20 protein-coding genes and 1 tRNA gene are annotated in these 17,470 nt (G+C 70.6%); 3 read left to right on the forward strand and 18 right to left on the reverse strand.

Features of this window, described 5'->3' with window-relative positions:
- Positions 1-375: a cupin domain-containing protein gene (locus H9Y04_RS39145; protein WP_187818999.1), complete on the reverse strand. Its 375-nt coding sequence runs from the start codon at positions 373-375 to the stop codon at positions 1-3.
- 206 nt (positions 376-581) lie between these two features.
- On the opposite strand from H9Y04_RS39145, the gene H9Y04_RS39150 reads away from it, so the two are divergent.
- On the forward strand, positions 582-986 hold the full coding sequence (locus H9Y04_RS39150) for a VOC family protein (protein ID WP_187819000.1): 405 nt from the start codon (positions 582-584) through the stop codon (positions 984-986).
- A 97-nt stretch (positions 987-1,083) separates the two neighbouring features.
- Here H9Y04_RS39150 and H9Y04_RS39155 read toward each other — a convergent pair whose 3' ends face one another.
- The 4 genes from H9Y04_RS39155 to H9Y04_RS39170 form a co-directional block, all read right to left on the reverse strand.
- Positions 1,084-2,040, reverse strand: a complete 957-nt coding sequence (locus H9Y04_RS39155) for a MerR family transcriptional regulator (RefSeq protein ID WP_187819001.1) — start codon at positions 2,038-2,040, stop codon at positions 1,084-1,086.
- Between the two features lie 61 nt (positions 2,041-2,101).
- A complete protein-coding gene (locus tag H9Y04_RS39160; RefSeq protein WP_187819002.1) occupies positions 2,102-2,602 on the reverse strand; it encodes a hypothetical protein in 501 nt (166 codons plus the stop codon).
- Positions 2,603-2,623: 21 nt separating this feature from the next.
- Positions 2,624-2,824 carry a hypothetical protein gene (locus tag H9Y04_RS39165; protein WP_187819003.1) on the reverse strand — a complete coding sequence of 67 codons (201 nt, stop codon included), beginning with the start codon at positions 2,822-2,824 and terminating at the stop codon, positions 2,624-2,626.
- Positions 2,825-2,954: 130 nt separating this feature from the next.
- Positions 2,955-3,036 (reverse strand) — tRNA-Tyr (locus H9Y04_RS39170).
- A gap of 178 nt (positions 3,037-3,214) precedes the next feature.
- On the opposite strand from H9Y04_RS39170, the gene H9Y04_RS39175 reads away from it, so the two are divergent.
- Entirely contained in the window at positions 3,215-3,703 is a 489-nt protein-coding gene (locus tag H9Y04_RS39175) for a YajQ family cyclic di-GMP-binding protein (RefSeq protein WP_187819004.1), read from the forward strand.
- 196 nt (positions 3,704-3,899) lie between these two features.
- Here H9Y04_RS39175 and H9Y04_RS39180 read toward each other — a convergent pair whose 3' ends face one another.
- Positions 3,900-4,172 (reverse strand): GlsB/YeaQ/YmgE family stress response membrane protein, encoded by a 273-nt coding sequence (locus H9Y04_RS39180; RefSeq protein WP_187819005.1) that lies wholly within the window; start codon positions 4,170-4,172, stop codon positions 3,900-3,902.
- Between the two features lie 164 nt (positions 4,173-4,336).
- On the opposite strand from H9Y04_RS39180, the gene H9Y04_RS39185 reads away from it, so the two are divergent.
- Positions 4,337-5,638, forward strand: a complete 1,302-nt coding sequence (locus H9Y04_RS39185; protein ID WP_187819006.1) for an APC family permease — start codon at positions 4,337-4,339, stop codon at positions 5,636-5,638.
- Positions 5,639-5,668: 30 nt separating this feature from the next.
- Here H9Y04_RS39185 and H9Y04_RS39190 read toward each other — a convergent pair whose 3' ends face one another.
- From H9Y04_RS39190 to H9Y04_RS39245, 12 genes are all read right to left on the reverse strand, one after another.
- Positions 5,669-6,070, reverse strand: a complete 402-nt coding sequence (locus tag H9Y04_RS39190; RefSeq protein WP_187819007.1) for a YccF domain-containing protein — start codon at positions 6,068-6,070, stop codon at positions 5,669-5,671.
- Between the two features lie 123 nt (positions 6,071-6,193).
- On the reverse strand, positions 6,194-7,057 hold the full coding sequence (htpX, locus tag H9Y04_RS39195) for a zinc metalloprotease HtpX (RefSeq protein ID WP_187819008.1): 864 nt from the start codon (positions 7,055-7,057) through the stop codon (positions 6,194-6,196).
- A gap of 167 nt (positions 7,058-7,224) precedes the next feature.
- Positions 7,225-8,760 carry an NADH-quinone oxidoreductase subunit N gene (locus H9Y04_RS39200; protein ID WP_187819009.1) on the reverse strand — a complete coding sequence of 512 codons (1,536 nt, stop codon included), beginning with the start codon at positions 8,758-8,760 and terminating at the stop codon, positions 7,225-7,227.
- A complete protein-coding gene (locus H9Y04_RS39205; RefSeq protein ID WP_187819010.1) occupies positions 8,757-10,331 on the reverse strand; it encodes a complex I subunit 4 family protein in 1,575 nt (524 codons plus the stop codon). The genes H9Y04_RS39200 and H9Y04_RS39205 overlap by 4 nt, the downstream gene beginning before the upstream one ends.
- A gap of 3 nt (positions 10,332-10,334) precedes the next feature.
- The gene (locus H9Y04_RS39210; protein ID WP_187819011.1) at positions 10,335-12,404 is read right to left on the reverse strand and encodes an NADH-quinone oxidoreductase subunit 5 family protein; all 2,070 of its coding nucleotides are present in this window, start codon (positions 12,402-12,404) and stop codon (positions 10,335-10,337) included.
- On the reverse strand, positions 12,401-12,781 hold the full coding sequence (gene nuoK / locus H9Y04_RS39215; protein ID WP_187819012.1) for an NADH-quinone oxidoreductase subunit NuoK: 381 nt from the start codon (positions 12,779-12,781) through the stop codon (positions 12,401-12,403). The genes H9Y04_RS39210 and nuoK overlap by 4 nt, the downstream gene beginning before the upstream one ends.
- On the reverse strand, positions 12,781-13,449 hold the full coding sequence (locus H9Y04_RS39220) for an NADH-quinone oxidoreductase subunit J family protein (protein WP_236072006.1): 669 nt from the start codon (positions 13,447-13,449) through the stop codon (positions 12,781-12,783). The genes nuoK and H9Y04_RS39220 overlap by 1 nt, the downstream gene beginning before the upstream one ends.
- Positions 13,446-14,036, reverse strand: a complete 591-nt coding sequence (locus H9Y04_RS39225) for a NuoI/complex I 23 kDa subunit family protein (protein WP_187819013.1) — start codon at positions 14,034-14,036, stop codon at positions 13,446-13,448. The genes H9Y04_RS39220 and H9Y04_RS39225 overlap by 4 nt, the downstream gene beginning before the upstream one ends.
- Positions 14,036-15,004, reverse strand: a complete 969-nt coding sequence (locus tag H9Y04_RS39230) for a complex I subunit 1/NuoH family protein (protein WP_187819014.1) — start codon at positions 15,002-15,004, stop codon at positions 14,036-14,038. Before H9Y04_RS39230 ends, H9Y04_RS39225 begins: the two co-directional genes overlap by 1 nt.
- Positions 15,001-16,332, reverse strand: a complete 1,332-nt coding sequence (locus H9Y04_RS39235) for an NADH-quinone oxidoreductase subunit C (RefSeq protein WP_187819015.1) — start codon at positions 16,330-16,332, stop codon at positions 15,001-15,003. The genes H9Y04_RS39230 and H9Y04_RS39235 overlap by 4 nt, the downstream gene beginning before the upstream one ends.
- Entirely contained in the window at positions 16,329-16,928 is a 600-nt protein-coding gene (locus H9Y04_RS39240; RefSeq protein ID WP_187819016.1) for an NADH-quinone oxidoreductase subunit B, read from the reverse strand. Before H9Y04_RS39240 ends, H9Y04_RS39235 begins: the two co-directional genes overlap by 4 nt.
- On the reverse strand, positions 16,919-17,365 hold the full coding sequence (locus H9Y04_RS39245) for an NADH-quinone oxidoreductase subunit A (protein WP_214662087.1): 447 nt from the start codon (positions 17,363-17,365) through the stop codon (positions 16,919-16,921). Before H9Y04_RS39245 ends, H9Y04_RS39240 begins: the two co-directional genes overlap by 10 nt.
- Positions 17,366-17,470: the final 105 nt, after the last annotated feature.

Consider the following 17,470-nt stretch of genomic DNA (forward strand, 5'->3'; position numbering starts at 1 on the left):
CTACGACTCGGCCCGCCCTCGACCGCACGAACCTAGCGGCCTTGGACCTTGACCAAACACATAGGGGCACCCCCCCCCGGCTTCCTCCACGATCACCAACGTTCCGTGACTGCCGGGACCGACGGCGTGCCGGGCGCCTGCCGGCACTCGGAACATCTCGCCTCGTTCCACGGCGAACTCGGCGCCCTCCACCAGCAGTTCCAGCCGTCCGTCGAGCACCAGCAGCACTTCAGCGGCCGCGTGCACCTCTTCGGGGACCGGACTGCCGTCCATGCGCAGGACTTTCACGCAGGCAGTTCCCACGTGTCCCACGGAGCGGGAACTCCAGGCGGCCGGCAGCACGCCCGCCGTCTCCACGAGGTTGACCGAACTCATCACATGCCTCCCCGCGGGCTGCTTCGGCCATGGCGGGGCAGCCCGCGCAGCACCTTCAGCAGCCCGCCCATCGCGTTCAACGGATGCCAGAAAGCTATGCGGGCGGGGGCGGCCGTTGGTCGACCGTTCGGCAAAACCTCGTCCGCTCCCTCGCCTGTCCGATATCCGCCAGTCGCCGTCGCGGCATCGGGTGGCAAGATCAACGCATGCTGAAGCTCACCGATTTCATCATCGACTGCCCCGAGCCCATGGAGCTTGCGGCCTTCTACGCCGAAGTCACCGGCGAACCCGTCAAGCCCGGCAGCGACGACCACTGGGCCGGCATCAAGTTCGGCAAGATCGAGCTCGCCTTCCAGCGCGTCGAGGACTTCCGGGCCCCGAACTGGCCCGACGACGAGCACCCGAAGCAGTTCCACCTCGACTTCGAGGTCGACGAGATCGACGCCGAGGAACAGCGGCTCATCGCCCTCGGCGCCACCCTGCGCAAGGACTTCATCAACGACGAGGGCTACGGCTGGCGCGTCTACACGGACCCGGTCGGCCACCCGTTCTGCCTGTGCCGCAACAAGCGCGTCCAGTGGGTCGACGGCGAGCCCGTCTGGCCCGCCTGACCACCACCGGAAGGGCCCGGATGCCCCCAGGCCCTTCCGTCTCGTCGCTGAGGGGCCCGGCGGGCAGCGGTCGGGCTACGGGACCGGCGGGCAGCGGTCAGGCCGACGGAGTCGGCGCCGCCGGACGCCCCTCGCTTGGTTCGTCGTTCGGCTCGTCGTTCGGCTCGTCGTTCGGCTCGTCGTGCGCTTCATCGATCGCTTCGTCGTGCGCTTCGTCGTGCGCTTCGTCGATCGGCCAGGCGATCTCCAGGCGGTTCGCCGGGTCGTCCGGCCTGCCGGTCCACCGGCGGGAGACCAGCCGTACCGGGCCGACGAAAGTGAAGCCGCGCTTGGTGATCCACTCGGCGACAGCGTCGTACGCACCGAGGATGCGCGGGTACGCGGCAGCCGCGCCTTCGACCTCCGTACAGGCCAGGGCGATACCGGGCAGCTCCCTGACGGTCATGCCCTCGGGCAGGTCCGTGGGCTGCGCACCCTTCTCCCAGAACGGGAGACAGGCCTCGACGAGCGTCTCGCTCTCGTCGTCGCACACACCATGGAAACGGACGAACGCGGGCCCGGTGAAGGTGAGCGGGCCACGGCCGGCGACCTCGTACATCTCCTGGTACGCATCTCGGAGGAAGGCGTCGAGCCCGGAGGCGTCCAGGGTTTTCCCGCGTACGAGGATCCGTTCGGCGGCACCTTGGCGCACGGTGACACGGTGAGTCATCTCGGCTCCTTCAGTGAGTCGGCTCAGCAGGCTGTGGACCGCGGAACGCTGCACTTCCAACCGCCGCTCGGCCGCCCGCAGATGCTCATGCAGGGCGGCGGCCAGTGCCTCATCGCCACCGCCGAGCAGCCGGCGCACCTCTTCGACAGGGATGTCCAACTGCCGCAACGCCCTGATCGATTGCGCCGTGCGCACCAGGTCGCGCGCGTAGTACCGGTAGCCGCTCACCGGATCGACGAACGTCGGCACCAGCACTCCACTGACGTCGTAGTGCCGAAGTGCGGTGACCGAGAGGCCGCTTGCCTGCGAGAACTGCCCGATCGGCAGCAGGTTTCTCCTGTCCACGGCTCTAACTGTGCCGTCTCGCGTTACCTGAGAGTCAAGCCCGTCCGCGAGCCGGAAACGGTCAGTTCTGGTCCGTGATCTCTTGGCTGAGTTGCTCGAGGAACTCCTGAATGCCGCAAGCCACGGGGCGGAAGTCGTCGCACCAGGAAGCCGAGGCCGACTTCCATACGCGGCCACTGCCGGCCACGGCGAACAGATGACCGCCGCCGTCGCCGGCAAAGACGAGCGCGGGCATCTCGTCATCGAGCCGTACGGAGCCGTGCTCGCGGAAATGCGCGTCGACCGTCGCGGGCGAGTGGATGAAGTACCCGCAGCCGACATCCGGCATGGAGACCTCGGAAAGCACCCAGTACAGCGTGGTCAGATCGGAAGGGATCGGCGTGAGGTCCACGAGCGCACCCGTCGCCTTGCTGCTCCCGTCAGTTGCCAGGAGGACGGCGTTCTCCCCGGGTGGGAAGCCGTGCCGCTCGGCAAACGAGGTCTGCAGCGCTTCAAGCGCCGCTGAGGTCCGCTCGCACCAGCTGCGCACCCACGCGGAGTCGAGCCGCTCACCAGAGATCAAGGCCGTGCTCCGTCCTCGTTGTCACCGGCACAGGGCGGGATGGTCCACCGGAGTACGGCTCCCGTCCCGGATGTGAGCGCCTCCTGTCGCGGCCGCCGGTATCGCGCGTGCCGACAGGCCGGCGCCGAGCTGCGGCCAGTGGTCGATCCAGGACGCCATCCCCAGAACGAGCACACCGGACGGCGCGGTGACGGTTCCCAGGGCGGGTTCAGTGGTCGGCATCCGGCGATTAGAACGATCACCGGCGCTCGGGATCAAGGCCTGCGCAAGTCCGGGGACGGACGAGGACACACGCACGAAGAAACCCCCTCCCATCCACGTTTCCGCAGATCGGAGGGGGTCTACCTTCATGTGGCGGCGCCAGGATTCGAACCTGGGAAGGCTGAGCCGGCAGATTTACAGTCTGCTCCCTTTGGCCGCTCGGGCACACCGCCGGGGATGCCGCCCCGGATGTTCCGCTTGCGCGGTGCTCCGTGGCAACGACGTAAACGATACCTGATGACCGGGGGTGCTCCGCCACCCGATTGATCGGCACCTGGGGCCTGGCCGGGTGGCTAGGCTTTGCGGCATATCCGTAAGCCGTACGCATCCCTACGCAAGGAGCCACAGGACATGGCCGACTCCAGTTTCGACATCGTCTCGAAGGTCGAGCGGCAGGAGGTCGACAACGCCCTCAACCAGGCCGCCAAGGAGATCTCCCAGCGCTACGACTTCAAGAACGTCGGTGCCTCCATCTCCTGGTCCGGCGAGAAGATCCTCATGGAGGCCAACTCCGAGGACCGCGTCACCGCCATCCTCGACGTCTTCCAGTCCAAGCTGGTCAAGCGCGGTATCTCGCTGAAGGCGCTGGACGCCGGTGAGCCGCAGCTGTCCGGCAAGGAGTACAAGATCTTCGCCTCCATCCAGGAGGGCATCACGCAGGAGAACGCGAAGAAGGTAGCGAAGATCATCCGCGATGAGGGTCCCAAGGGCGTCAAGGCCCAGGTCCAGGGCGAGGAGCTGCGTGTCAGCTCGAAGAGCCGCGACGACCTGCAGGCCGTGCAGGCGCTGCTCAAGAGCCAGGACTTCGACTTCGCGCTGCAGTTCGTGAACTACCGCTGAGGACGCGGCGTTCAGGCCCACGATCAGGGGCGGGATCAGGGGCGGTACGAGATTTCTCGTACCGCCCCTGTCTCATGTCCGCCGCACCTGTCTCATGTCCGCCGCACCTGTCTCATGCCGGCTGCACCGGTCGCATGCCGCCCACCCCCTTGGCGTCCCCGCCGCCCCTTGCGCATGCCCCGGCCCGTCGGCCGCCTCAGCGCCGCGACCGCGAATGGCCGAACAGGATCCGGTACGCGATCAGCAGGGCCAGGGAGCCCGCGATGGCGGAGAGCCAGGTGGCCGTGTCGTAGAAGTCCGTGGTGATGGGGCGGTCGAGGAAGTGGGCCGAGCCCCAGCCGCCCAGGAAGGCGCCGGCGATGCCGATGAAGGTGGTGCCGATGAGGCCGCCCGGGTCGCGGCCGGGCAGCAGGATCTTGGCGATGGCGCCGGCGAAGAGCCCGAGGACGAGCCACGCGAGGATGCCCATGGTGTGAGCCGCCTTTCTGGAGCACGGGTGAAGGGACGACTGCGTCGGCGCGATATCCGGTTTGCGGTCCCGTGAACAGAGACGGGTGCCGGCCGTGGCCTGGTTGCGGCCGTCAGTAGGGTGCGGCGTATGACACAGGGGCAGTCGGCAGCCGGGCGCGGCGTATGACACAGCGGCGTACGGCACAGCGGCGTACGACACAGCGGCGTACGACACCGGGGCAGCCGGCAGCCGGGCCCGTACCGGCGCTGCGGCGGACTCTCGGGCTGTTCGACGCGGTCGGCATCGGGCTCGGGGCCATGGTCGGGGCGGGAATCTTCGCGGCGCTCGGGCCCGCGGCCGATGCCGCCGGGTCCGGGCTGTTCTACGGCCTGGCGATCGCCGGGTTCGTCGCCTACTGCAATGCCACGGCTTCGGCCCGGCTCGCGGCCCTGTATCCCGTCGCGGGCGGGACGTATGTCTACGGGCGTGAGCGGCTCGGGGAGTTCTGGGGTTATCTCGCCGGGTGGGCGTTCGTCGTCGGAAAGACCGCTTCGTGTGCGGCGATGGCGCTGACCGTCGGCGCCTATGTGTGGCCCGGGCAGGCGCACGCGGTGGCGGTCGGGGCGGTGGTGGTCCTGACCGCGCTGAATTGTCTGGGGGTTCAGAAGGCCGCCTGGATGAACCGGGTGATCGTCGCGGTCGTGCTCGGCGTGCTCGCCGCCGTGGTCGTGGCCTGTCTCAGCAGCTCGCAGAGCGGTACGGCGGGGTCCCCCGGCGGATTCGGCGGGGTGCTGCAGAGTGCCGGGCTGCTGTTCTTCGCCTTCGCCGGGTACGCGCGGATCGCCACCCTGGGCGAGGAAGTGCGGGATCCCGCGCGGACCATCCCGCGGGCGATCCCGCTCGCACTCGGCATCGCGCTCGTCGTGTATGCGGCGGTCGCGCTCGCGGTCGTCTCCGTGCTCGGTACGGGCGGTCTGGCCGGCACGACTGCCCCGCTGGTCGATGCGGTACGGGCAGCCGGGGCCTCTGCTCTCGCCCCCGTCGTACGGATCGGGGCGGCCGTCGCCGCGCTGGGTTCGCTGCTCGCGCTGATCCTCGGGGTGTCGCGGACGACGCTCGCCATGGCCCGTGACCGGCATCTGCCCGGTGTGCTCGCGGCCGTGCATCCGCGCTTCCAGGTGCCGCAGCGGGCCGAGATCGCGGTGGGTGCGGTGGTGGCGGTGCTCGCCGCCACGGCCGATCTGCGGGCGGCGATCGGGTTCTCGTCCTTCGGAGTGCTGCTCTACTACGCGATCGCCAACGCGTCGGCGTGGACGCTCGGTTCGCGCCTGAGGGACCGGGCGCTGCCCGTGCTGGGGCTCGTCGGGTGCCTGGCGCTCGCGGCCACGCTTCCGCTGTCGTCGGTGGTGTGGGGCGCGGCGGTGATCGCGGTGGGTGCGGGAGTGTTCTTCGTACGGCGAACCCTCGTTCCCGTACGGAAGTGATCAACTCCCCCGCGCCCCGTCCGGAAGCCCCTACCAGCGCCCCGTTGCCGCGAACGCCTCGTCCGTGCGCACGATGTCGCGGCCGAGCGGCATCAGCGACACCGGGATGAGCTTGAAGTTGGCGATGCCCAGCGGGATGCCGATGATCGTGATGCACTGCAGGACGCCCGTGACGATGTGGGCGAGGGCCAGCCACCAGCCGGCCAGGATCAGCCACAGGACGTTGCCCACGCAGGACGGGGCGCCGGCGTCACGCTTCTCGACTGTCGTGTAGCCGAAGGGCCAGAGCGCGTAAACGCCGATACGGAACGCGGCTATGCCGAACGGGATGCCGATGATCGTGATGCACAGGATCACGCCCGCGAGGAGATAGCCCAGGAAGAGCCAGAAACCGCTCAGGACGAGCCAGATGATGTTCAGGATGGTCTTCACTTCGGGCGACCTGCCTCCGCTGTTCGCTGACGTTGTCTGCTCTCTAGGACGCGGACGGGCCGAGCCCGGATCCCGGTGGGAACCCTGACTCGACCCTGATCGCGTACGTCACCGTCTCGTCCGTCACCGCTGGCGGCCGGCCATCTGCTCCAGGCGGGCGATGCGCTCGGCCATGGGCGGGTGCGTGGAGAACAGTTTGGACATGCCCTGCCCCGGGCGGAAGGGGTTGGCGATCATCATGTGGCTGGCCGCCTCGATCTTGGGCTCGGGCGGCAGCGGCAGCTGTTTGGTGCCGGCGTCGAGCTTGCGCAGCGCGTCGGCCAGCGCGAGCGGGTCGCCGGTGAGCTGGGCTCCCGACGCGTCCGCCTCGTACTCGCGCGAGCGGCTGATCGCCAGGCGGATCACGGAGGCGGCGATGGGGCCGAGCAGCATGATCAGGAGCATCCCGAAGATGCCCGGGCCCTCGCGGTTGCTGTTGCCGCCTGACGGGATCAGCCAGGCGAAGTTGACCAGGAACATGATCACGGAGGCCAGGGCACCGGCCACCGAGGAGATCAGGATGTCGCGGTTGTAGACGTGGCTGAGCTCGTGGCCGATGACGCCGCGCAGCTCGCGCTCGTCGAGGATGCGCAGGATGCCCTCGGTGCAGCAGACCGCGGCATTGCGGGGATTGCGGCCGGTGGCGAAGGCGTTCGGCGCCTCGGTCGGCGAGATGTACAGGCGCGGCATGGGCTGGCGGGCCTGGGTGGAGAGCTCGCGGACCATCCGGTAGAGCTGGGGCGCCTCGAACTCGCTGACCGGGCGGGCACGCATCGCCTTGAGGGCGAGCTTGTCGCTGTTCCAGTACGCGTACGCATTGGTGCCCAGCGCCACGAGCAGCGCGACGATCAGTCCCGTACGGCCGAAGAAGCTGCCGATGACGAGGATGAGCGCGGACAGTCCCCCGAGCAAGGCGGCGGTCTTCAGACCGTTGGTACGGCGGTGCACGACTGCGCCCTCCTGGTGGTGCGGCAGGGGAACCCTTTGCTGACTGGCTTCCACTTTCCAGTGGACCCTCCCTGCCTGGTCAACGCCAGGCGGGAAGGTGGAGTTCCCCGGCCGCTGGCCGGGAGGGCTGGACTGAACGGGTGAGACGGTCCCTGCGGGCGGGCGCGCTAGAAGAGGACCGTCTCCGAGAAGCGCAGCACCATCTGCGGGGCGCCGGACAGGACGATGCCGGCCACGGCGGTGAGCGCGATGGCCGCCGTGAGCGGGAAGGGCACGGCGCGTGCGGGGGCGTGGGGGACGGCACGCACGGGCGCCTCGTCCTCGGGGGCGCGGAAGAGGACCGCCGTCCAGCGCAGGTAGTAGTAGAGCGCGATCACGACGTTGAGTGCCATGACGACCGCGAGCCAGCCGAGGCCCGCGTCGACCGCGGCCTGGAAGACGGTGACCTTGGCGAACAGGCCGATGATGCCCGGCGGCAGGCCGGCCAGGCAGAGCAGGAAGAAGCCGAGGGCCAGGGCGGCGAGGGGGTGGCGCGCGTACAGGCCGCGGTAGTCGCTGAGGCGGTTCTCGGGGGCCGTACGGGCCACCAGGGCGGCCACGGCGAAGGCGCCGAGGTTCACGGCGGCGTACATCAGGGCGTACGCGACGGTGGCGCCGATGGCGTCCGCCGGATCGTCCACATAGCCCGCGGCCGCGATCGGGACCAGGAGATAGCCGGCCTGGCCGACCGAGGACCAGGCGAGCAGACGTACGGCGCTGAAGGCGCGGCCGGCCTGCTGGCGCAGGGCGGCGACGTTGCCCGCGGTCATGGTGAGGGCGGCGAGCACCGCGAGCGCGGGGGCCCAGACATCCGCGTACGAGGGGAAGGCGACGACCGTCACCAGGATGAGGCCGGTGAAGCCGACGGCCTTGCCGACCACCGAGAGGTAGGCGGCGACCGGCAGCGGGGCGCCGATGTAGGTGTCGGGGACCCAGAAGTGGAAGGGGACGGCGGCCGTCTTGAAGGCGAAGCCGACGAGGGTGAGGGCGACGCCCGTGCGGGCGAGGGTCTGCAGGTCGCCGTCGACCGCGGTGAGCTTCGCGGCCACTTCGGTGAGGTGCAGGGTGCCGGTGGCCGCGTACACGAAGCTGACGCCCAGGAGGGTGACGGCGGTGGCGGTGACCGAGGAGAGGAAGAACTTGAGGGCCGCCTCGGAGGAGCGTCGGTCGCCGCGGCGCAGGCCGACCAGGGCGAACGCCGGGAGCGAGGCCACTTCGAGGGCGACGACGAGGGTGGCGAGGTCGCGGGATGCGGGGAGCAGGGCGGCGCCCGCGGCCGAGGAGAGCAGCAGGAACCAGTACTCGCCTGCCGGAAGTTCCTTGTTCTTCAAAGGGGTTACGGACAGCAGCGCGGTCAGGAGCGCGCCGGCCAGGACCAGGAGCTGGATGACGACGGTGAAGCGGTCGGCGGTGTAGCTGCAGACGCCGGCGTCGGATGTGAGGCAGAAGGTCTCGCGGTCGCCGTCGAGGAGCAGCAGGAGCGAGGCGAGGGCGGCGGTCAGGCCGGCCAGGGAGATCCAGCCCAGGAGGGGCTTCTTGCCCTGCGGTACGAACAGGTCGGCGACCAGGACGGCGAGGCCGACGACCGCCGCGATGGTGGGCGGGGCGACGGCGGTCCAGTCGACGGACTGGACGAGGCTCGCGGCCGCGAGGGTGCTGCTCATGCCTTGCCTCCTGCGAGGAGCTTCTGCACGGCCGGGTCGGTGAGGCCGAGCAGCAGCGCGGGCCAGAGTCCGGCGAGAACGGTGAGTGCGGCGAGCGGGGTCCAGGCGGCGAACTCGTAGCCCTGGATGTCGGCCAACTCCTGGGGGCGTTCCGTGGTGTCCCCCATGCAGACCCGGCGTACGACGATGAGCATGTACGCGGCGGTCAGCAGCGTGCCGAACGCGGCGATGGCCATGAAGGTGAGGAACGCCGGGCGGCTGAGGTCCTCGGCGGGCCTGAACGCGCCGAACAGGGCCAGCATTTCGCCCCAGAAACCGGCGAGGCCGGGGAGCCCGAGCGAGGCGACGGCGCCGAAGGCGAGCAGGGCGCCGAAGCGGGGGGCCTTGCCGTAGAGGGCCTGGCCCGTGCGGCCCGCGAGGGCGTCCAGGTCGGTGGTGCCGGTGCGGTCCTTGAGGGCGCCGACCAGGAAGAAGAGCAGGCCGGTGATGAGGCCGTGGGCGATGTTGGCGAAGAGCGCGCCGTTCACGCCGGTCGGGGTCATGGTGGCGATGCCGAGGAGCACGAAGCCCATGTGGCCCACGGAGGAGTACGCGATGAGGCGCTTCAGGTCGCCCTTGGCACCTTGCTTGGCGAGGGCCAGGCAGGCGAGCGATCCGTAGATGATGCCGACGACCGCGAAGGCGGCGAGGTAGGGCGCGAACTCCCGCATGCCGTCCGGGGCGACGGGCAGCAGGATGCGGACGAACCCGTACGTGCCCATCTTGAGCAGGACGCCCGCGAGAAGCACCGAGCCGACGGTGGGCGCGGCGGTGTGGGCGTCCGGGAGCCAGCTGTGCAGGGGCCACATCGGGGTCTTCACGGCGAGGCCGATGCCGATCGCCAATACGGCGATGACCTGCACGGATGTGGTCAGTCCACGGCCGTTGTCAGTGGCGAGTGCGAGCATGTCGAAGGTGCCGGACTTCAGGCCGATGAGCAGGAGTCCGAGCAGCATCACGACGGAGCCGAGCAGCGTGTAGAGGATGAACTTCCAGGCGGCCTGGGCGCGTTGGGCGCCGCCCCACCGTGCGATGAGGAAGTACATCGGGATGAGGACCATCTCGAACGCCAGGAAGAACAGGAGCAGGTCGAGGACGGCGAAGGTGGCGAGGGTGCCCGACTCCAGGACCAGGAGGAGGGCGACGAATGCCTTGGGGGAAGGGCCCGTTGGCATCTTGAAGTAGCTGTACAGCGCGCAGAGGAAAGTCAGGAGCGCGGTCAGTACGAGGAGGGGGAGCGAGATGCCGTCGACACCGAGGTGGATCCGCACGTCCAGTGCCGGGATCCAGCTGATGTCGGTCGTGGCCTGCATCGTGGCCGGGTGGTCGTGGTCGAAGCCGAGGGCGAGGACCACGGCGGCGATGAGGATGACGCCGGTGACGGTCACGCCGTGCCGAAGCACGGCCTGGTCCGGGGACTCCCCCTTCAGCCCGGGCGGGGCGGGCAGGAGGGCCGCGGCGGCGCCGATGAGCGGCCCGGCCACGATCAATGCCAGAAGGAACTGCATCACGGACTCGCTGATATCGATCACGGCTCAGGCTCCCGCTGCGACGAGGACGGCGGCGACGGCGAGGACGACCGAGCCGGCGAGCAGGGCGCTCAAGTAGGTCTGCACGTTTCCGGTCTGGGCCTTCCTGACCACGGCGCCGAGGAGGTTGGCCGCGTTGCCCGCCCCGCGTACGTAGGTGTCGACGACCTCGCGGTCCAGGAAGCGGACCACGCGGGCGGCGGCCTGGGTGGGGCGGACGAACAGGGCCGCGTAGACCTTGTCGAGGTGGAAGCCGGTGGCCGCGGCCCGGTGCAGAGGGCCGAGCAGGAGGCGGCCGGGGTCGGCCGAGTCCGGGGCTTCCGCGATCGAGCCGTAAACGGGGGTGTGGGCGGTGATGGCTTCCGCCTCGGTGGCGGCGGGGCCGTCCTCGGGGTGGGCTGCCACGGCGCCGAGGGGCTCGCGGCCGCCCAGGCCGGCGGATGCCGCGTGGCCGTCGGGGCCCAGGGGCGCCGGGCGTCCGTCGGGGCCGAGGGGTGCGCGGGCGGCCATGGCCGAGCTGTGGCGCCAGGCGCCGTAGGTGACGATCACGCCGACCAGGGCGAGGCCCGTGGCGAGTACGGAGGTGGTGAGCGTCGGGGTCAGGTCGACGCCGTCGAACCAGTCCGGGAGCACGCCGTAGGTCAGGCCTGCGGCGAGGGAGGGGATGGCCAGGACCCACAGGACCGAGGTCATGGCGAGCGGCTGCCTGCCGTGGTCGGGGGCGGCCGGGCCCGAGCCGCGGAAGGCGAGGAGCCACAGGCGCGTCGCGTACGCGGCGGTGAGCAGGGCCGTGACCAGGCCGGCGACGAGGACGATCCAGCCCGCCGTGGCGGGGGCGAACTCGCCGTGCCCGGTGGCGGTGTGCTCCGCGGCACCGAGGACGGCCTCCTTGGAGAAGAAGCCGCTGAAGGGCGGGATCGCGGCGAGCGCGAGCAGCGCCACGGTCATCGTCCAGAAGGCGTCGGGGACGCGGTCCTTCAGGCCGCCCATACGGGACATGGCGGCAAGGGAGTTGGTGCCCGCGGCGTGGATGATCACGCCCGCGGCGAGGAAGAGCAGCGCCTTGAAGGCGCCGTGGGACAGGAGGTGGAAGGCGCCGGCGCCGCGGTCGCCGACCGCGAGTGCGCCGGTCATGTAGCCGAGCTGGCCGATCGTCGAGTACGCGAGGACGCGCTTGATGTCGTCCTGTGCGAGCGCGGCGAGCGCCGAACCGGCCATGGTCACGGCGGCCATGACGGCGAGCACGACCAGGGCCGCCGCGGAGGCGGCGAACACCGGGAGGAGACGGGCCACGAAGTAGACACCGGCGGCGACCATCGTCGCGGCATGGATCAGTGCGGAGACGGGCGTGGGGCCGGCCATCGCGTCGGGCAGCCATGTGTGCAGCGGGAACTGCGCCGACTTGCCGGCCACACCGGCGAGCAGGAGCAGGGCGATCAGGGTCGGGTGGTCCAGGCCGCCGTCCGCGACCTTGCCCAGGATCGTCGTGATCCGGAACGAGCCGGCGTCCGCGGCGAGCGCGAACAGACCGATCAGGAAGGGGACATCGCCGAGCTTGGTGACCAGGAAGGCCTTCAGGGACGCGGCGCGCGCCTCGGGGGTCTCCCAGTAGTGGCCGACCAGGAAGTACGAGCAGATGCCCATGATCTCCCAGCCGACCAGGAGCACCATCAGGTCGCCCGACCAGACGACGAGCAGCATCGCGGAGGTGAACAGCGAGACCAGGGCGGCATACGAGGGGTAGCGCGGGTCCTCGCGCAGATACGCCGTCGAGTAGATCTGCACGCACGAGGCGACCACACCGACCAGGACGGCGGTGAGGACCGCGAACCCGTCCAGGTGGAGGGCGAGTTCGATCGGGACCGAACCCGTCGGGGTGAGCTCGGTGGCCGCGTCGATCGCCTGGTCACCGCCCTGGCGCACGGCCACGACCACGGCGAGAGCGAGCGCGGTCAGCGTGGGCAGGATCGCGAGCGGGCGGACGAACCCGGGGGCCTTGCGGCCCAGGAGCAGACCGAAGACGGCGCCCAGGAACGGAAGGAGGGGTACGAGAACGGCGAGGGTCGTGGTCGTCACGCGGCGGCCTCTGTGGTGTGTGCCGGTGCGGCTTCGGGTGCGTCGGTGTCCGGGCCTTCGCCGGGGCCGTGGCCCTCGGCGGTGTCGCGCAGCCGGTCGACGTCCGAGCTGCCGCGGTTGCGGTAGACCATCAGCACGATCGCGAGGCCGATGCCGATCTCGGCGGCGGCGATGGCGATCGTGAAGAGGGTGAGGGCCTGGCCGGCGTGCAGGGCGTCGCGCAGCCAGACGTCGAAGGCGACGAGGTTGAGGTTGACCGCGTTGAGCATCAGCTCGACGGACATCAGGACCAGGATCGCGTTGCGCCGCGCGAGCACTCCGTACAGGCCCACGCAGAAGAGCAGCGCGGAGAGCACGGCGGGATAGGCGAGGTGCATCAGCGCTGCTCCTTGTCCGGGGTCACTGATCTCGCGGTCTCGGTCGCGGTCGCGGTCGGGGGCTCTGTCCCGGCCCCGGCCTCGGTCTCGCCGTTCTCGCCGTTCTCGCCGTTCTTGCGGGAAAGGACGATCGCGCCGACCAGGGCTGCGAGGAGGAGAACCGACAGGGCCTCGAAGGGGAGCACCCAGTGGCGGAACAGGATCGAGCCGGTGACTTCGGTCGAGCCCTGGACCGCACCGTCGAGGTCGATCCACTGCGTACGGAAGGCGTCGACGACGACCCAGACCAGGGCGGCCGCCGAGGCGACGGCGACCGCGAGGGCGACCCAGCGGTTGCCCGAATCGGCGTCCGGGGAGCGGCCGATGGGGGCCCTCGTGAGCATCAGACCGAACAACAGGAGGACGACCACGGAACCGACGTAGATCAACACCTGCACCCAGGCGATGAATTCGGCGGTAAGCAGGAGGTACTCGACGGCGAGCCCGCCGAGCGCGACGACCAGCCACAGGGCGGCGTGCACCAGCTGCCGCGTGGTCACGGTGATGACCGCGGCGCCGAGCGTGGCGATGCCGACGAGGACGAACGCGATCTCCACACCGGTGGGCGAGAGGAAGCCCTGGGGGGCGGTCGCGGCGAGCAGGCTCTGCGGGGCGGAGGCGAGGATCATGCCTGGTCCTCCCCTGGCCGGGGCGCGGCGGTGGGCTGCTCGGACTCCTGGGCCGCGGCGGCCTGTTCGGCGGCGAGCTTCTCCGCCGCCTTGCGGGCCGCGGCCAGCTCCTTGGGCTCCTCGGCGGCTTCGTCGAGCGCCGGCGGTGCGGGCGCGGTCCACATCCACTCGCGGAGCTTGTCGCGCTCGTGGGTGAGTTCGTGGATGTCCGTCTCCGCGTACTCGAACTCCGGTGACCAGAAGAGCGCGTCGAAAGGACAGACCTCGATGCAGATACCGCAGTACATGCAGAGGGAGAAGTCGATGGCGAAGCGGTCGAGCACGTTGCGGCTGCGCTCGCGGCCGCCGGGGGTCGCGGCCGGGATCGTCTCCTTGTGGGAGTCGATGTAGATGCACCAGTCGGGGCACTCGCGGGCGCAGAGCATGCAGACCGTGCAGTTCTCCTCGAACAGGCCGATCACTCCGCGCGTACGGGGCGGGAGTGCGGGCTGAACGTCGGGGTACTGCGCGGTGACGGTCTTCTTCGTCATCGTGCGGAGGGTGACGGCCAGGCCCTTGGCCAGGCCGCTGCCGGGGATGGGAGCCACTAGTTGATCGCCACCTTCACGATGCCGGTGAGCGCGATCTGCGCGAGCGCGAGCGGGACGAGGACGGTCCAGGCGAGCTTCTGCAGCTGGTCCTCTCGCAGCCGCGGGTAGCTCACGCGGAGCCAGATCACGAGGAAGGCGAGGATGCCGGTCTTGAGCAGGGTCCAGAGCCAGCCGAGGCCGTCGGCGCCCCAGGGACCGTGCCAGCCGCCGAGGAACAGGACGGCGGTCAGACCGCAGAGCACGACGATTCCGGCGTACTCGGCGAGGAGGAAGAGAGCGAAGCGCAGGCCGGTGTACTCGGTGTACGCGCCGAAGATGATCTCCGAGTCGGCCACCGGCATGTCGAAGGGCGGGCGCTGCAGTTCGGCGAGGCCGGCCACGAAGAACACCAGCGCGCCGACGATCTGCCAGGGCAGCCACCACCACTCGAAGGCGTTGAGGATCCCGGGCAGCGAGACCGTGCCGGCCGCCATCGCGACGGAGGCGGCGGCGAGCAGCATCGGGAGCTCGTACGCGAGGAGCTGGGCGGCGGTGCGCAGGCCGCCGAGGAGGGAGAACTTGTTGGCGGACGCCCAGCCGGCCATCAGCGAGCCGAGGACGCCGACGCCCATCACGGCGAGCACGAAGAAGATGCCGGCGTCGACGACCTGGCCGACCGCGCCCTCGCCCGGGCCGATCGGGATCGCGACCAGGACGAGGAGGTAGGGCAGGAGGGCGACGGCGGGGGCGAGTTGGAAGACACGGCGGTCGGCGTCCGCCGGGACGACGTCCTCCTTCTGCGCGAACTTCACGCCGTCGGCGATCAGCTGCGCCCAGCCGTGGAAGCCGCCCGCGTACATCGGTCCGAGCCGGCCCTGCATATGGGCCATGACCTTGTGCTCGGTCTGGCCGACGATGAGGGGGAAGGTCAGGAACACGACGAAGACGACGAGCAGTCGCAGGGCGACGTCGAGTACGTCGTTCATGCGCGGTCGCCTCCGGCGGGGGGTTCGGTGGTGGGGTCGGGGTCGCTGTCGGGGGCGGACTCCGGGGCGGGCTCGGCGGCCGGCGCGGGTTCCGGGGCCGGCGCGGGAGCCGGCTCAGGTGCCGCAGCCGGGGCCGGGTCGGGCTCGGGAGCCGGCTCAGATGCGGCAGCCGGGGCCGGGTCGGGCTCGGGAGCCGGCTCGGAGGGTTTGGCCGCTTCGGCGGGTTTCGCCGCTTCGGCGGACGGGGCCGCTTCGGCAGACGCATCCGGTTGAGCAGGCGTGCCCGCCGATGCGGGCGCCGACGTGTCCCGTTCAGCCGGCGCGCCCGCCGACGTGCCCGGTTCAGCCGACGTGCCCGGTTCAGCCGGCGCGCCCGCCGACGTGCCCGGTTCGTCGAAGGCCGCGCGCGGGTTGTGCCAGGGGGCGTCGGATGCCGTGCCCGTCTGGCTCGCCGAGCCCTCGCTCGCGGTGCGGTTGCGGCGCGGAGGAGCGGGCGTGCCCGTACCGGCCTGGCTCGCCGAGCCCTCGCTCACGCTGCGGGTACGACGCGGACGAGGCGCCGCCTCCGGCGTCCCGGTGTCCTCGGCCGCCGGCGGTGTGCCCACCGCGGCCGCTCCCTGGCTCGCCGATCCTTCGCTCGCACTCCGCGCCCGCCGTACCGGCCGCTCCCCCGCAGCTGCGGCACCGGCACCTGCCCCGGCCGCACGCGCACCCGCGCCCGCAGCTCGTCCCGCCCCACGCGCCGGACGCGCCGGTGCGGGCGGGAGCTGGCCCTTCAGGGGGCCCCACTCGTTGGGGTCCGGGACGCCCGGCGGCAGCATCTGGCGCCGCTTGGGCCCGCCGTGCTCGGACTCCCCCGGCTCCTTCGCGCCCGGCCACGCCTTCACGACCCGCGCGGCAAGCACGAAGTCCTTGCGCAGCGGATGGCCCTCGAAACCGTCCGGGAGCAGCAGCGGGTCGAGCCCCGGGTGGTCGGTGAAGTCCACGCCGAACATTTCGTGCGTCTCGCGCTCGTGCCAGCCCGCGCCCGCGTACACCGAGATCGCCGAGGCGAGCCGGGCGGAGGCATGCGGAACCGTCGTACGGACGAGGAGGCGGCGTACGGGATGCAGAGCCGCCACATGCGCGCAGACACGGAAGCCCGTGCCCGGCTCGTCGACGGCGCTCAGCCAGTCGAAATACGTGCAGCCGAGGATGTCGCGCGCGACCGTGAGCGCGGAGATCCAGGAGTCGGCGGGGACGTCGACCGTCAGGAGGTCGTACGCCTCCTCGGCCGTCGCGTCCGGACCGAACAGCTCGGTCACCTCGCCGGGAAGCCAACCCGTCACTTGGTGCCCTCCCCGGAATCCGCCACGGGCGGCTTCACCAGACCGCTCTGCAGCGCCGCCGTGGAAGCGGGCGCCGCATAGCGCTCACCGAGCGACTCCCGCGCGATCTTCTCCTGGAGCTTGAGAATCCCCTGCAGCAGCGCCTCGGGCCGCGGCGGGCAGCCGGGCACGTAGACGTCGACGGGGATGATCTGGTCGACGCCCTTGGTCACGGAGTACGAATCCCAGTAGGGGCCGCCGCAGTTGGAGCAGGCGCCGAAGGAGATCACGTACTTGGGCTCGGGCATCTGCTCGTACAGGCGCTTCACCGCGGGCGCCATCTTGTCCGTCACCGTTCCGGAGACGATCATCAGGTCCGCCTGGCGCGGGCCCGGCGCGAAGGGGATCACGCCGAGCCGGATGAAGTCGTGGCGGGCCATGGACGCGGCGATGAACTCGATCGCGCAGCAGGCCAGGCCGAAGTTGAAGACCCACAGGCTGTAGCGGCGGCCCCAGTTGAGGACCACCTTCATCGGCTGCGGAGCCAGGCGCGCCAGCGGGCCGAGCTTCGGGGCCGGCAGATCCACGGGCCCCGCGGAGGCGGGTGTCACGTCCATGTGAGGACGCCCTTCTTCCATGCGTACAGCAGGCCGATGGCGAGGAAGCCCAGGAAGATGAACATCTCCACGAGCGTCGCCCAGCCGTATCCGCTTGCGGCGAAGACCGTGGCCCAGGGGAACAGGAAGATGGAGTCCACGGCGAAGATCACGTACAGGAACGAGTAGACGTAGTAGCGGACCTGGGTGTGCGCCCAGCCCTCGCCGACGGGGTCGACCCCGCACTCGTACGTCAGGAATTTCTCCTGCGTCGGTACGACGGGCCGCAACAGCTTGCCCGCCCCGAACGCGACCGCGACGAAGAGCACCCCGACGACGGCGAGCAGGCCGACCACGGAGTAGCTGTCGAAGTAGCCGGCCGCGACCGCATCGGCGTCGGCGGCGAGAAGCGGTGAACTACCTGTTGGTTCCGGCACGTCCGGACCTCGCTCCCTCATCTCGCTGCAGTTGTCTGCGCCCCGTTCGACGATCTGTACGCACGGGAGTCTAGGGGTTGCCTCTTCGGGGGTGAGCAGGCCGTCGCCACCGTGGTGGGGTTTTCC

This window comes from Streptomyces polyasparticus, from assembly GCF_014493765.1.
Taxonomy (GTDB): Bacteria; Actinomycetota; Actinomycetes; order Streptomycetales; family Streptomycetaceae; genus Streptomyces; species Streptomyces polyasparticus.